At 72.4% G+C, this 14,300-nt stretch carries 12 protein-coding genes; 5 read left to right on the top strand and 7 right to left on the bottom strand.

The annotated features are described in order from the left end of the window. Positions 1 to 10 precede the first annotated feature (10 nt). Positions 11 to 541: a hypothetical protein gene (locus tag Cba03nite_RS20970; RefSeq protein ID WP_203748784.1), complete on the bottom strand. Its 531-nt coding sequence runs from the start codon at positions 539 to 541 to the stop codon at positions 11 to 13. Between the two features lie 128 nt (positions 542 to 669). On the opposite strand from Cba03nite_RS20970, the gene Cba03nite_RS20965 reads away from it, so the two are divergent. Then, a complete protein-coding gene (locus Cba03nite_RS20965) occupies positions 670 to 1,044 on the top strand; it encodes a low affinity iron permease family protein (RefSeq protein WP_203748781.1) in 375 nt (124 codons plus the stop codon). Between the two features lie 53 nt (positions 1,045 to 1,097). On the opposite strand, the gene Cba03nite_RS20960 is transcribed toward Cba03nite_RS20965, so the two are convergent. The 3 genes from Cba03nite_RS20960 to Cba03nite_RS20950 all read right to left on the bottom strand — a co-directional run bounded on the left by Cba03nite_RS20960 (position 1,098) and on the right by Cba03nite_RS20950 (position 3,021). Next, entirely contained in the window at positions 1,098 to 1,661 is a 564-nt protein-coding gene (locus Cba03nite_RS20960; RefSeq protein ID WP_203748778.1) for a DUF7691 family protein, read from the bottom strand. 113 nt (positions 1,662 to 1,774) lie between these two features. Then, positions 1,775 to 2,515, bottom strand: coding sequence for a hypothetical protein (locus tag Cba03nite_RS20955; RefSeq protein WP_203748776.1), 741 nt, complete (start codon positions 2,513 to 2,515; stop codon positions 1,775 to 1,777). Beyond that, complete coding sequence (locus tag Cba03nite_RS20950; protein WP_203748953.1) at positions 2,512 to 3,021, bottom strand: SigE family RNA polymerase sigma factor; 510 nt, start codon at positions 3,019 to 3,021, stop codon at positions 2,512 to 2,514. The genes Cba03nite_RS20955 and Cba03nite_RS20950 overlap by 4 nt, the downstream gene beginning before the upstream one ends. A gap of 156 nt (positions 3,022 to 3,177) precedes the next feature. On the opposite strand from Cba03nite_RS20950, the gene Cba03nite_RS20945 reads away from it, so the two are divergent. Next, entirely contained in the window at positions 3,178 to 3,366 is a 189-nt protein-coding gene (locus tag Cba03nite_RS20945; RefSeq protein WP_203748774.1) for a hypothetical protein, read from the top strand. A gap of 56 nt (positions 3,367 to 3,422) precedes the next feature. On the opposite strand, the gene Cba03nite_RS20940 is transcribed toward Cba03nite_RS20945, so the two are convergent. Beyond that, positions 3,423 to 3,710 (bottom strand): hypothetical protein, encoded by a 288-nt coding sequence (locus Cba03nite_RS20940; RefSeq protein ID WP_203748772.1) that lies wholly within the window; start codon positions 3,708 to 3,710, stop codon positions 3,423 to 3,425. 110 nt (positions 3,711 to 3,820) lie between these two features. Between Cba03nite_RS20940 and Cba03nite_RS20935 the strand changes: the two genes are divergently transcribed. Continuing rightward, a complete protein-coding gene (locus Cba03nite_RS20935; RefSeq protein WP_203748770.1) occupies positions 3,821 to 6,493 on the top strand; it encodes an AAA family ATPase in 2,673 nt (890 codons plus the stop codon). Between the two features lie 146 nt (positions 6,494 to 6,639). Continuing rightward, a complete protein-coding gene (locus tag Cba03nite_RS20930; protein ID WP_203748768.1) occupies positions 6,640 to 9,789 on the top strand; it encodes a M28 family peptidase in 3,150 nt (1,049 codons plus the stop codon). A gap of 176 nt (positions 9,790 to 9,965) precedes the next feature. On the opposite strand, the gene Cba03nite_RS20925 is transcribed toward Cba03nite_RS20930, so the two are convergent. Together Cba03nite_RS20925 and Cba03nite_RS20920 are read right to left on the bottom strand one after the other, a co-directional pair. Continuing rightward, positions 9,966 to 12,500, bottom strand: a complete 2,535-nt coding sequence (locus Cba03nite_RS20925; protein ID WP_203748766.1) for a malectin domain-containing carbohydrate-binding protein — start codon at positions 12,498 to 12,500, stop codon at positions 9,966 to 9,968. Between the two features lie 347 nt (positions 12,501 to 12,847). Beyond that, positions 12,848 to 13,537, bottom strand: coding sequence for a TOPRIM nucleotidyl transferase/hydrolase domain-containing protein (locus Cba03nite_RS20920; protein WP_203748764.1), 690 nt, complete (start codon positions 13,535 to 13,537; stop codon positions 12,848 to 12,850). Between the two features lie 191 nt (positions 13,538 to 13,728). Between Cba03nite_RS20920 and Cba03nite_RS20915 the strand changes: the two genes are divergently transcribed. Beyond that, positions 13,729 to 14,037 carry a hypothetical protein gene (locus Cba03nite_RS20915; RefSeq protein ID WP_203748762.1) on the top strand — a complete coding sequence of 103 codons (309 nt, stop codon included), beginning with the start codon at positions 13,729 to 13,731 and terminating at the stop codon, positions 14,035 to 14,037. Positions 14,038 to 14,300 lie beyond the last annotated feature (263 nt).

The following is a 14,300-nucleotide window of genomic DNA, read 5'->3' as shown; positions in this document are numbered from 1 at the left end:
AGCCCGGCTTTCAGCCTTCGAAGTCGGTGAACCCGTATGGCACGTAGTCCTCGTCGTCCGTCGCGGTGTCACCCGGCCGGGCGCCGAGGCTGACGAGGTCGCCGGGCTGGACGACCTCGCCGAGCAGGACGGGCGCGGCGATGCCGGACCAGTCGACGGTCACCGTGGTCACGTCCTCGACCGCGCCCATGAAGAAGAGGTCGGACAGGCTGCCGTCGTCGACTCCGCGCTCCTCGTCGGAGTCGAAGTCGTGCCCGACCGGCTTGCCCGGCCCCGTGAACGTGATCCTCGGATACCCCTCGACCTCGATGGCTATGAAGGGGTGCAGGTCGATCGACGTGGCGAGGGCGCCGTGCTGGTAGACGTCGAGCGTCAGATCCGCGCCGTACCAGCAGAGCAGATACAGGTTGATGCCCTCCGCCAGCTCCGCCGCAAGATCGGCCTTGATCTCGTCGAGGGTGCCCCGGATGTAGTGGGCGTCCTTGTGGGAACCACCCGCGGCGACGCCGAACGCGAGGTCGTAGTAACTCTTGCGGCTCACGGCGGGCAGTGTACGGCCGGCGTACGTCGCCCGGAGCCCGGCGGTTGGCGACGCCGTGATTGGCGCCGCGTCGCGGCGGGTATGGCAGGCGCGTTCCCGGTGGTGTGGCCGGGCGGGAGGAGTCAGCTGTGCAACCCGACGAGGCAGGGGCCCGTAGTGCGATCTCCGCGGCGGCTCGGCGCGTCGTCGACCTGACCGGCTCGGCGTGGGCTGCCGTGGCGGCGGTGGTCCTGTCCACCGCGTGGCTGGTCGTCGGCGTCGTCGGTGGGTTCACCCATCAGTGGATCGCCGTCCTGCATGCCGTCACCGGCGTCTTCACCTTCATCATGGTCTTCTTCGTGCAGCACGCCACCGGTCGGGAGTCCCGGGCGGTGCTGCTCAAGCTCGACGAACTGGTCCGGGCCACCAGCGGGGCGCGGGACGAGCTGATCGCCGCCGAGCGGCAGCCGCTGCACGAGCAGGAGCGCCTCGAGCAGCGGCTGCGGGCCGAGGCGCGGGACTGAGCCGACCCCGGCCCGAGGTCCCCGGTGACGGCGCCCGATGCGAGGCGTCCGGCTCAGTGGTAGAAGCCGACCACGCCGCGCCCGGTCGCCGCGGCCTCGTCGAGCCACCCCGAGATGGTCTTCAGCTCGATGGTGGAAGCATCACGCAGCCGCTCGGCATCGGCGGCCACCTGGGCGGCCGTCCAGTGCCCGATCGCCGGGAAGTCGTCCGGTGGCGGGAACGCCACGGGCGCCCCGCCGAAGATCAGGCCGCTCATCCGGATGCCGGCGCCGAGAGCGGCCAGCTCCGGGTCGACGGTGTCCGAAAGGTAGTGCGACCGGCATGGATAGAACGGCCGGTTGTCCAGGAAACGGCCCGAGAACTCGACGAGGAACTTGAAGGCGTAGCCGTACATCGCGCCGTCGAGGGTGGGCTGCTCACCCAGCACGAGGTGGTTGATCGCGGTGAAGACGGAGGGCTCGCCGCGCTCGTTCGACCAGCCCAGCTCGTCGTTGAGCCGCTGGATCCGGTCCCGGAACCGCCCGCTCACGGCCCGGCGCGCCCGGTCGTCGCCGCTGCCGCAGAGCGCCACCAGCTTGTCGATGTCGACCGCGTACGCCATGACGCCGTAACCCATGCCAGTCCTCACCTTCGTCGAGTGCCGGCTGACCGTATACCTCCGCTGCGACATGATCGTCTCGGCCTGCCGGGCGGCTCGGCATGCCGCCTGGTGATCTGGGGCGAGGGTGCTCATGACGGTGCGGTGAGGATCCTCGCCGCCGTCATGGAGAGCACGATGATGACCCTGCCGTCCGCAGGGCTCGTCTGGCGGCCGTACTCCTTCGTGCCCCCGCAGAACAGCCGCACGGGCCCTGACCGCACGACGTCGACGACGAGCAACCGGTCGCTGTCGCGACGGTCGGCCAGATAGGTCGTCGACTCGCCGAACGGCACGCCCGCCAGCGGGCCCACGCCTTTGAACGGTACGTCGCCGCGCACCGTGCCGTCCGGGTCCATGTGCGGGTACACCGCGAGCGCCTGCTCGTCGCGGACGAGCTTCCAGCCTGCCTGCGCGGCCGCGGCGACCACGACATCGTCTACGCGGTCGCCGTCGGCGGTGAAGTAGGCGGTGTACCACGGGGTCTGGTTGACGATGCCAAGGCCGTCGTCGCCGTTGTCACAGATCATCGCCGGGCTCACCGGACCGAACCCGCTGACGACCGCGTCCGCGCGCCGCTGCGCGATGTTGCTGCTCGGTGAGCTGTCGTCCGACGGCACGGACGCGACCGGCGGCCCGCCCCGGCCGGAGCCGACGGCCACCGGGGCGATGGCCGACACGGCGGCCACGGCGGCGACGGCTCCCAGCGCGACCGTGGTCACCCGCCTGCGCCGGGCCAGCGCGACGGCACGGGTGGTCAGTTCCACGGGCGAGGCCTCCTCGGAGATGCCGGACAGGGAGCTGCGGATGAGGTCTTCGAAGGGGGTGCTCATGGCGTCATCTCCAGCACGGACTCGGCGGACAACAGCTCCCGCAGCCGGCCGACGGCCCGGGAGGTGCGGCTGCGCACCGTTCCGACGGAGCAGCCGAGGATCTCGGCGACCTGGCTCTCCGTCAGGTCCTCGTAATAGCGCAGCACCACCACGGCGCGCTGCGGAGCGGGCAGCCGGTGCAACGCCGTTCGCATCGCCACCCGCAGGTCGGCATGGTTGCTCGGATCGGGCGTTGCCACGTCGGCCGGCGCGGCCGTCACCAGTTCCCGGATCCGGCCCAGCCGCCGCCACCAGCTGACCTGCTCGCGGTACATGGCGGTGCGGACATAACCTTCCGGGTCCTCGTGCCGCAGCGAACGCCAGCGGGCGAACGTCTTCGCCAGGGCTGACTGCACGAGATCCTCGGCGGCATGCTGGTCGCCCGTCAGCAGGTAGGCCGTGCGGATCAGCGCCGCCGTACGCGCCGCCGCGAATTCGCCGAACCTCGCTCTGCCGTCTTCATCCACACCCGTTCCTCTCGCATGAGCCGTCTCCATGACAGACGCGTGGGGGTGGCGAATCTATCCCGGGCCCATCCGCGTTTCGCATACGACGGCACGGGTATTGCGCCCTCGCGATCCTCGTCCAGGGAGGCGTCGCCCGGTTAGCGAAGGATTGTTCATATGTACTTGTTCGAGCGCGACAGCATCGTGGTCAGCACCGCGGCCGAACTGCTGGCCGCCCATCAACCGCTCGCCGACTCCATGGGCAGCTGCGCGACCTGCGGCGCGACGGCTCCCTGCCTGACGGCGATCAACGCCCGGCAGATCGCCGAGGCCACCACCGCCGGCTGGCAGCCGGCCGACCACTGACGGCCCGGCCGGGGCGGTCAGAGGCGTGACCGCAGGTCAGGAGTGACGGCTTCGAGCTACCGCAACTGCCCGGCGAGGTACTCCAAAGACATCGCCGCCCCGGCCGGGCCCACGGGCGCATACCTGACGCGCTCGGCTTCGAGCAGCTTGGCGCGCTGCATCTCCCGGCCATCTTCCACACCCAGGACGCGGGGTGCGCCGCCGAACCTGGCCGAGTCCAGATGTCGCAAAAACTCGTGCACGGCCGGTGACCACGAGCCCATCGGCCGGTAGACCCGATCACCGCGGCGCACGATGCCGCCGGTCATCCTGCCGCCCGTCAACGGCTCCTCAGGGCTGTCCACCGGCGCAGTATGCCGGGCGTTCCGGGCCGCCGAGCACCGGCCGCGGCGATCCGGCAGGCTCGGCCGTCGCGGGGATTCCGCGGCACCGGCGTTTCGCCTAGCCTGGCCGGATGCTGTTCGGGCGGGAGGAGCTGCTGGCCGAGGCGCGTGCGGCGCTCGCCGCCACCGGCCGGGTCGTCCTGACCGGTCCGCGCGGCATCGGCCGCTCGGCTTTGCTCGACGTGCTGGCCAAGGAGCTTTCCGGCGGCGGGCGGCCGGTGGTCACCATCGCGCCGGCCCCGTCCACCGTCCACGTCGGTCTGGCCGACCTGCTCACCCAGATGGCGCCGGAGAACATCGGCGACCTGCCGTCCCGTCAGGCGGAGGCGATCGACGCCGTGCTGTGCCGCGGCGACCGGCGTCCCATCGACGCCCTGGCGTTGCGGCTGGGCGCCCTGGCGCTGCTGCGGCGGCTGCCGGCCGCACCGCTGCTCATCGTCGACGACGTGCAGTGGCTCGACCCGCTCAGCATCGACGTGATCGCCTTCGTGGCGGCCAGGGCAGAGCTGCCGCTGCTCATGGCACGGCACGCCACGGCGGAGGCGGTGCCGGGTCTGGACCGCGACGCCACCGAGATCGCGGTGCCCCGGCTGACCGTCCCGCAGATGGTGGAGCTGCTCGGCAGCCGCGGCCTGACCTACCGGGCCGCCGTGCGGGTGCACGCCGCGTCGGGCGGGCATCCGCGGCTCGCGCTCGCCCTCGGGGCGACCCCGCGCCAGGCCGACCGCCGTCCGGGCGCGGCACGGGCGGTGTCCCGCGCGGTCGAGCAGGCATCCCGGGACCTGATGGACGGGATGACCCCCGGCGTGCGCCGGCTGGCGCTGCTGACCGCGCTGGCCGGGCGGCTGCCGGCCCACACGCTGCACCGCGTGGGCGTGGCGGCCCGGGACGTCGCGTACGCCGAACTCAACGGCGTGATTCAGCTCGACCCCGACGACCGGCTGCGGCCGAGCGCGGAGGTGCTGGCCGACCTGCTGCTCGCCGACGCCGGCCCGGAGGAGCTGACCGCGGGGCACCGCACGCTCAGCGCCGCCGCCCCCGACGAGCCGACGCGGCTGTGGCACGCCGCGATGACGGCGGCGGACCCCGACGCCGCACTGGCGCACGCCCTGGCCGAGGCGCGGGCCACGGTACGCGCCCAGGGCCGTCCCGGCCGCGCCGCCGAGCTGGGCCTGCGGGCGGTGGACCTCGCGCCGCCGGAGCTGGATCGGGGGACGGTCGTGCGCTGGCTGTGCGACGCCGCCGAGGACGCCGGGACCGCCGGTGACGTGACGCTGGTGCGCCGCATGCTGGGCCGGCTGGAAGGGGTCGGCGCCCCGGCCGCCGACCGCGCCCGTGCCCGGCTGGCCGCGTTCGACGCGGCCGGGCAGGACCTCGACGACTGCGACGAGCTGCTGTCCACCGTGCTCGGCGAGGCGAGCGGCCATCCCGGACTGCTCGCCGCCGCCCACCTGCGGCTGGCGGTGCGGGCCAACATCACCGAGGGCGCGCCCGCCCGGGCCGCCGTGCACGCCCGCCACGCCGTGCGGTACGCCGTGGCCGCGCAGGATCCGGCCGTGCACGCGGCGAGCCTGGCCTACCTGGCGCTGATGCAGCGGGTGGTCGGTGACGCCGAGGCGGCTGGCACGCTGGCCGAGGCGCTGTCCCTGCCTGCGGCTCCGTACGGGGAGCGGATCACCAACTCGCCGCGGCACGCCGCGTCCCGGCACGCGTTCTTCGACGACCGGCTCGACGAGGCGCGGCAGCTGCTGCTGGGCCTGCTGCCGGCGGCGGAGCAGTCCGGCGTGCCGGAGGACCAGGTCGAGGTGCTGCGGGCGCTGGCCGAGGTCGAGGTGCGGATGGGGCGGTGCGCGTCGGCGCTGGGCCACGTCGGCCGGGCCATGGTGATCACCGAGCGGACGGGCATGTCACCGGGCCCGACGTGGTACAGCGCCGCCCTGGTCGAGCTGGCGGCGGGCAGCCCGGCGCGGGCCCGGACGCTGGCCGACGGCGCGGTGCGCGCGTCGGCCGAGGAGCACGACCGGATCTACCTGGTCAGGGCCACCTACGCGCGGGGCCTGATCCAGCTGGCCGCGGGGGACTCGGCGGGCGCCGTGGCCTCGCTTCGCGCGGTCCAGGACCTGCAGCGCCAGCAGCACGCCCGCGATCCATCGATGCTGCGCTGGCACGGTGACCTCGCCGAGGCCCTCGTCGCGGCCGGGGACACCGGCGCCGCGGCGCAGCTGCTCGGCCAGGCCCGCGCGCTGGCCGAGCAGCTGGGCCGGGGCGCGGGCGTGGCGGCGGCGCTGGACCGCGCCGACGGCGTGCTGCGGTACGCCACCGGTGGCGCGGCGGCGGCGCTGGAGGTGCTGGAGCGGTCGGTGGACGCGTTCGCGGGCCTGGGCATGCCGCTGGAGCAGGCGCGCTCGCTGCTGGCGCTGGCGTCGGCGCAGCGCCGGCAGCGCCGCTGGGCCGCCGCCCGGGACACCACCGGGCGCGCCATGGCGATCTACCGCGAGCACGGGGCCACGCCGTGGGCCGCCGCGCGGGCCCCGGAGTCCGGTGTGGCCGACCGGATGGGCCTGAACGCCGCCGACGCCCGCATCGTCGAGCTGGTCGCCGCAGGCGCGCGCAATCGCGAGATAGCCAACACGCTGTTCCTCAGCGTCAAGACGGTGGAGTCCTCGCTGACCCGGATCTACCGCATCCTGGGCGTGCGCTCGCGCGTGCAGCTGTCGCTGCTGCTGGCGGGCGAGGGACAGTAGCCGGCGTTGCCGGGACCCTTTTGCGGCAAGGGATTTCCCTGATCGTCCCCGGCGTATCCCAGGGGTTTCCTCGGTTTCGAGACATGTGGATATCGAGTTGGCTGCCTTCTGCCGCACCGCGAGGTGCGGCAGAGGAGGAGTCACTCATGAAGCACAGAGCTGGCCTCGCCGCCGCCGCGGCAGGCCTGATCCTTGCCGGCAGCATCGTGGCCGCCACCGGGCTGACCGCGTCGGCCGCCGGCACCCAGGCGGTCCCCGCTCCCGAACCGCGGCTGGACCCGGCCGCACGGGCGGTCGCGGCCGCCGATCGCGCCGCCGTGAACGGGCTCGACGCGCTGCGCAAGCACAGCAGCGCGGAGGAGTTCGACCGGCGGGCCGTCTATCGCAGCACGACCCCGTCCGGTAAGGACCTTTTCTACGTCTCCTACGACCGTACCTTCAAGGGCCTGCCGGTCATCGGCGGCGACGCCGTCGTGGCCGCCGACGCCGAGGGCCGGGTGGTGAGCACGGTGTCCGCCGCGAGCGGCGACATCGCGGTGAACACCCGCGCCACGGTGAGCCCGGCCCAGGCGGCCGCCGCGGCCCGCAAGGGCTACCTGCGGGTGGACCGGACCAGCGAGCCGCGCCTGGTGGTGCTCACGCTCGACCAGCCCAAGCCGGTGCTGGCCTGGGAGGTGCAGGTCTCGGGTGCCACCAAGGCGCAGCCCAGCCGCAAGAACTTCTACGTCGACGCGAAGAACGGCAAGGTGGCGTACGCCCAGGAGGAGATCCAGGCGGGCACCGGCACGGGTGTCTGGAGCGGATCGAACCTGCAGATCCCGACGTCGGGGTCGAGCGGCAACTACCAGATGCGGGACACCGGCCGCGGCATCAGCTGCGCCAACTACAGCAACGGCACCGGGTCGATCTTCACCGACGCCGACGACGTCTGGGGCAGCAGCAGCAAGACCGACAAGGTTTCCGGCTGCGTGGACGTCTTCTACACCAGCGCCAAGCAGTCCGACATGGTCAACCAGTGGCTCGGCCGCAACGGCCTCAACGGCAACGGCGGCGCGTGGCCGTCCTACGTCGGCCTCGCCGACCGCAACGCCTACTGGGACTACGTGCCCAACGCGACCCTGTTCGGTTACAACGCCGCCGGCCAGTGGCTGACCGGCATGGACGTCGTCGGCCACGAGAACGGCCACGGCATCGACGAGAACACCCCGGGCGGCACCTCGCAGGAGGCGGGCCTCGGCGAGGGCACCGGCGACATCTTCGGCGCGCTGACCGAGCACTTCGTCAACAGCCCGGTCGACGTGCCGGACTACCAGACCGGCGAGATGGTCAACTTCTCCGGCAACGGCAAGCCGCTGCGCTACATGTACAACCCGTCGCTGGACGGGCGCAGCCCCAACTGCTACTCGTCGTCGATCCCGAACACCGAGGTCCACGACGCGGCCGGGCCGCTGAACCACTGGTTCTACCTGCTGGCCGAGGGCAACAGCCCGGGTAACGGCAAGCCGGACAGCCCGATCTGCTCCGGCGGGCCCTCGTCGGTGACCGGCGTCGGCATCCAGAACGCGGGCAAGATCTTCTACAACGCCATGCTGCTCAAGACGTCCGGCATGACGTACAAGAAGTACCGCATCGCCACCCTGCAGGCCGCGAAGAACCTCGACGCCACCTGCAACCTGTACAACCGGACCAAGGCCGCCTGGGACGCCGTCACCCTGCCCGCGCAGTCCGGTGAGGCCACCTGCACGCCCTCGGGCAGCGACTGGTCCATCGCGCTGAACCCGGCGTCGGGCACGGTGCAGCCGGGCAGCGGCGTCACCGCGACGGTGCAGACGACCACCATCAGCGGCAGCGCCCAGACCGTGACCCTGAGCGCGTCGGGCGCCCCGTCCGGGGTGAGCGTGTCGTTCAGCCCGTCGTCGGTGCAGACCGGCAACAGCTCGACGATGACCGTGAGCACCACCGCCGGCACCGCTCCGGGCACCTACACGATCACGGTCAACGGCGACGGCACCACCGACCACTCGGCGCAGTACACCCTCACCGTCGGCAGCACCAACCCGCCGCCGACCGCGCCGGACATCGACGTGGCCAAGGTCCAGGCGCACCTGAGCCAGTTCGGCACCATCGCCTCCCAGAACGGCGGCAACCGCCGGGCGGGCTCGGCCGGCTACACCGCGTCGGTGAACTACGTGAAGGCCAAGCTCGAGGCGGCCGGCTACGCCGTCACCCTGCAGGACTGCACGAGCTGCACCTACCGCTCCAACAACCTCATCGCCGACTGGCCGGGCGGCCCCGCCGACCAGGTCGTCATGTTCGGCGCCCACCTCGACGGCGTGTCGGCCGGACCCGGCATCAACGACAACGCCTCGGGCTCGTCGATCCTGCTGGAGTCCGCGCTCGCGCTGGCCGCCGCCAACCCGACGCTGGCCAAGCACGTCCGGTTCGGCTGGTGGACCGACGAGGAGCAGGGCCTCAACGGCTCCCGCTTCTACGTCAACTCGCTGACCTCGGCGCAGAAGACCGCGATCAAGGGCTACTACAACTTCGACATGGTGGCCTCGACCAACGGCGGCTACTTCATCAACAACATCAGCTCCGCCACGTCGGCGCCGATGAAGGAGTACTGGGACTCGCTGAGCCTCCAGCCGGAGGAGAACGTCGAGGGCCAGGGCCGCTCCGACGACGCCTCGTTCAAGAACGCGGGCATCCCCACCAGCGGCTACGCCACCGGCGCCGGCAACAGCAAGACGTCGGCGCAGGCCAGCAAGTGGGGCGGCACCGCGGGCTCGTCCTACGACCCCTGCTACCACCAGTCCTGCGACACGGTGAACAACATCAACGCGACGGCGCTCAACCGCAGCGCCGACGGGCTGGCGTACACCATCTGGAAGACCGCGGTGAGCACCGGGCCCGGCCCGTCGCCGTCGCCTTCGGCCTCGCCGAGCACCCCGCCCTCGCCGTCGCCGTCCCCGACGCCGCCCGGCGGCCGGACCTTCACCAACGGCACCGACTACCAGATCATCGACAACCGCATCTTCAGTCCGGTGGTCTCCACGGCACCCGGCCTGGCGGTGTCCCCGGTCCAGCTGTCGGTCACGATCCAGCACACCTGTGCCGAGGATCTGGGCATCAGCCTGATCGACCCCAGCGGCGTGGTCTACGCCGTGAAGTACTCGGGCACCGGCAACTACATCTGCACCCCGTTCGGCGGCACGCGCACCTACAGCGTGCCGGTGACGGCGCAGGCCACCGGCACCTGGCAGCTGCGGGTGACCGACTACGGCCCGGGTGACTAAGGCGTGCTCGACACCTGGTCGATCACGCTCTGATCTCCCCGACCGGCTGCGCTGGAGGCTGATCGTCGTCCAGGCAGCCGATCAACGGAGCCACGTCGGCAGGGCGTGGCGACGGCCGAGGCTCCCGGTCACCACCGGGAGCCTCGGCATTCGTGCAGGCAGCGTCACTCCGGGCCTCACGGGCCGGTGAACACCACCTTGGCCCGCCAGTCGACGCCGTCCAGCGACGGTCCGCTGACCACGGTGTACGAGCCGCTCGGCACCCCGCCGGACCAGGCCGTGGTGGCGAGGGCGCCGGTGCTCCGGTTGACCTTGTAGAGGGTGCTGCCGGACAGGAACAGCCCGCCCGCGTCGGCCAGGCCGCCCACTCCGGCGACGGTGAACCTGTCCGCGCCGACCACCCCGCTGTCCGGGGTGAACCAGCGCCAGAACAGCCCGCTCTGCCCGGACAGCGTGTAGTACAGCCGCCCGCCGGTGTAGAACATGGCGGTCACGTTCGGGATCTCGGCGTAGAAGTTCGTGGTCACCCCGGCGTACGTGTGCTCGCCGGAGTCGGAGTCCACGGTGTCCCAGTAGGCGTCGTGGTACGGGTCGACCAGCGTCGGCGTGCCGAAGGCCGTGCCGTTGAAGGTGCGCCGCCACAGCGCGCCGTTCATCCCGTAGAACAGCGTGCCGCCCACCCAGAAGCCGCTGCGGGCCGCCGACCAGGCGGTGCCGTCCGGGTTGGCCACCGCGCTCGCCGCGCCGACCGTGGCCGAGCCGTCGTACGCGCGCACCTGCACGTCGTCGGCGTTGCCGGCCGGCGGCGGCCCGGTCTTGACGATCTCGATGCCGTTGATCAGCGGGTTCTCGACCACGTGGCCGAACTCCAGGTCCACCGAGCCGTCACTGGTCACCGTGAACGAGCGCATCGTGCCGACGTTGTGCCCGACCGCGCCGGACAGGTCCAGGCCGGCCAGGACCGTCGTGCCGTCGAGCGTCACGTTGAAGACCCGGGTGCCGGGCCCGGCGGTGCCGTCGTACCGGTTGGCCAGGTAGAGCCGGACCTCGACCTCGGTGCCCACGTTCACCGGGAACTGCCAGCTCATCTCCGGCGCCGAACCCGGATCCCACCGCTCGGAGGAGAACAGCGCGGCCGGGGTGCCCGCCGGCACCGTGGCGTCCACGCCGGGCACCGTGCCGTATCCGGCGGTGTTGCTCACCGCGTTGTGGTAAGGGCTCGGGCTGCCGCCGTCGTCGGCGGCCCAGTCCGGCCCGCCGTCGGTCGCGGCGACCGCCCCGCCCCCGGCATTGACCCGGTAGAGCACGTTCGTCGGCACCGGCACCCCGGCCTGGTACACGTTGCCCGGCAGCGTGGCCGTGGTGGTCGCGTGCGGCGCGGTGCCGCCGGTCAGCGGGAAGAACGCGATCCGCTCGCGGCGGTACTGGTAGTTGCCGATCCAGGCGGTGTCCGAGCCCAGCCAGAGGCCGTCCGAGGTGACCAGCAGCTCGGCGATGCCGACGCCGCGCGGGTGGCGGCCCGGGTTCCAGGACAGGGGCAGGCCGCTGAGCGGGTCGAGGGCGGCGATGCTGGCCCGGCCGACCGCGCCCGCGCCAGGGCTGTCACCGCCGAGGCTGTTGTTGAGCCAGCGCATGTGACCGCCGACGTAGACCGCCTGCTCGCTGATGCCGACGGACAGGTACGTGTCACCGCCCGAGTAGTCGACCCAGGTGGGCTGCAGGTCCGCCCCGGTGGCGTCGTTCTCCCAGCGGGCGGCGGCGTCGCACAGCGTGCCCGCGTTCGGGGCGCCGGTGGTCACCACCACGAAGTAGCTGCCGTCGGGCGCGTACGCCAGGTCCCGCATGTACGAGTCGAACGCCCACCACGCGCAGCGCGGCGTGTACCGGCTGGTGTTCCAGTTCGCGATGGTGGCCGCGCTCGCGCCCAGGTCCAGCTTCACGATCTGGTCGTGCAGCACACCGTCGGCCTTCTTGAAGTTGCCGACCACGACGAGCTGCTGGCCGCCGGGGGACAGGGCCAGCCTGCTCGCGCCGACCCCGGCGCTCGCGCCGCTGACCCCGTCGTAGTTGTGGTTCTCGGTCAGGGTGGTGGTCAGGTATGAGTCCACGGCGCCCGTGGTGGCGCTCAGCGAGGCCAGGCCGCCGCGCGGCACGGTGTTGCCGGCGGTGGTGAAGATGCCGCCGACCAGCAGGCGGCTGCCGGCCAGGGCCAGGTCCTTGACCGCACCGTTGAACGCCGGCCCGGCGAACGTGGTGACCAGCGCGCCCGTGCTGACGTTGAGCAGGGCCACCTTGCGGCGGGTGACTCCGTTGACGGTGTTGAACTTGCCCGCGATGAAGACGGTGCCGGCGGTGGGCCCGGCGATCACCGCCGAGACCTCGTTGTCGACGACCGGGACGAAGGCCGTGTCGACCGTGCCGGTGGCCTTGTCGAAGGCCAGGATGTAGTTCCGGGTGATGTCCACTTCGGTGCCGCGGTTGCGGACCGTGGTGAAGTCACCGGCCGCGATGATCTTCGTACCGGCATCGTGGATGGCGTAGACTGTGCCGTTCTTGATGTCCGGTGAGGCGGCGGACGGCGTCGCTCTGACCACCGTGGAGTGGTTGGGTGCGGCGGCCGCGGGCGTTGCGGCGCCGACTCCGGCGGCGGTGAGGACCACCGCGCAGAGCGCGGCGAGGGCACGACGGGTCAGGGTCGGGCGATGAGGCACGGGATCTCCGATAGGCGCGGACGGTCCGGCCCAGCCGCGGTGGGACGGGTGCGGTGGCACGCGTCCGGCCACAGTGGAACCGGGTGGGGCTTGGCGCACCCCTTACCTTTCCGGCACCGGTCACGCGCCGTCCAGTGCCGACTCCGCTTTGTGTCCGTCCACACCGCTGCCCCGCCCGACTCTCCCGGCCCGGTCGGCAGGACAGCCAGCCCGATCCCGCAAAAGTGCGACCGGCAGTGGTGATCGGCTGATCGTGTGCGGGACGAACGAGGCAGGGCCGGGGCGTGTCGGCGACCTCGGCCACGTCTCGCGTCCAGGTCCGGCGCCGGCAGACCGCGGGAGCTGCGTCAGGAGGCTGCGGTGAGCAGGGCGCCGAGCGGCCGGGGCAGGGCGTCCCGGGCGGACGCCGCGTCGACCAGCAGGCGCGCGTAGCGCAGGTTGCGGCGCGCGCTGCTGCGCAGGAAGCGGTAGAGCTGTGCCTCGGGCTGCCGCCCGCGCCAGGCGGGCTGATTCTGGAACGCGCGGAACAGCGCCAGGTCGCCCTCGTCGTCGAGGAGTGCCTCCACCCCGGTGGTGCCCAGGGCGCGGATCAGCTCGTCCTCCAGGTCCCGGTCGCAGACGAAGAAGCCGCGGCTCTCCATGTCGGCCGCGGTGTGGGCCGAGCCGAAATGGTCCGAGACGGCCCGCCGGAACAGGTCCGCCTCCCGCAGGTCGCACAGTCCGGTCAGCCGCACCCGTGCGGCGCGCGGGCCCAGGTCGGCGAGGAAGCGGCCGATCGCGTGCGCTCCGCCGATCGGCGTGATCACGATCCCCTGAGCCTCGAGATCGAGTCCGCGACCCGCGGCGGCCGTCTCCAGCGCCACCTGGTCGAGGATGCCTTCGACCAGCATCAGGGCCGAGGCCTCGTCGATCTTGGCCAGGGCGCGGGCCGTCGCCCGGACGGTGGCGTCGGGGCCTCCCACGTCGTCGGCGAGCGCCCCGTCGGCCGGTCCGCCCGCAGCGGCGGCATCGCGGGCAGCTCGTCGTCTCGTGGCCATGACCGCATCATCGCGAAACGCGGATCTGCTCACCAGCGATTATCCGGCGGGCGGGCGTCACGGCGTAGCGGCCGGCCGGTCCGGAGGCCGCTCTGGCCTGCGGATATCGATATATGTGGCGTGCGCGCCGACACCACGTACCGTTGAGGGCGACCGCTCCGCCACTTCGAGGAAACCAGGAGCCCCGCGCGGTGGACAGCACGACTTTGCAGCAGGCTGCTTGGAACGCCTACGTCGACGTGACCTACGGCCTGTCCCGCGCCATCGGCGACGGTGAGCGCTACGACGGTGAGGTCGACTGGGAGTGGCTCGTGGTCGCGGAGAGCATCCAGGATCGGCGGCTCGGGCGGCGTAACGCCCCGCTGGTCTCGCTGCTCGACCAGGCCCAGGCCCACTGGCGGGACTGCCCCGTGTACAGCGACGTGCTGGCCGGATACCTGGACCGGATCGCCGACGAACTGCGTGATCTGGCCGACGACCGGGCCGTCGAAGGCTGGTAGGAGCCGCGGGATTCCCGGCCGGCGGAGCCTCGGCGGCCTGACCTGCGCGGTGCTGCCGCCGGTGGCCGACCTCGTTTCGCGGCCGAGGCCGCATCCGTGAGACCGGCCCTGCGCACTACCGAATATCCGCCGGACTTCGGTCACCGCGGATGGCCGAAACCGAAATCCCTGGTCACGGGCTACGGCCGGGCCGCGCCGGTGTCGAGTGCCACGGGCGGGTGACTCATCTGCGCCCGGCGGCGACCCGACTGCGACGATGACGG

The sequence above is a fragment of the Catellatospora bangladeshensis genome, assembly GCF_016862575.1.
Taxonomy (GTDB): Bacteria; Actinomycetota; Actinomycetes; order Mycobacteriales; family Micromonosporaceae; genus Catellatospora; species Catellatospora bangladeshensis.
Note: the sequence above shows the minus strand (reverse complement) of the source record. Positions and strands in the feature narration are given on the sequence as shown.

Coding starts and splice junctions, on each gene's coding strand:
- Cba03nite_RS20960 (WP_203748778.1), bottom strand. CDS start 1,661: ATGGGTTACGGCGTCATGGCGTACGCGGTCGACATCGACAAGCTGGTG.
- Cba03nite_RS20955 (WP_203748776.1), bottom strand. CDS start 2,515: ATGAGCACCCCCTTCGAAGACCTCATCCGCAGCTCCCTGTCCGGCATC.
- Cba03nite_RS20945 (WP_203748774.1), top strand. CDS start 3,178: ATGTACTTGTTCGAGCGCGACAGCATCGTGGTCAGCACCGCGGCCGAA.
- Cba03nite_RS20935 (WP_203748770.1), top strand. CDS start 3,821: ATGCTGTTCGGGCGGGAGGAGCTGCTGGCCGAGGCGCGTGCGGCGCTC.
- Cba03nite_RS20930 (WP_203748768.1), top strand. CDS start 6,640: ATGAAGCACAGAGCTGGCCTCGCCGCCGCCGCGGCAGGCCTGATCCTT.
- Cba03nite_RS20920 (WP_203748764.1), bottom strand. CDS start 13,537: ATGGCCACGAGACGACGAGCTGCCCGCGATGCCGCCGCTGCGGGCGGA.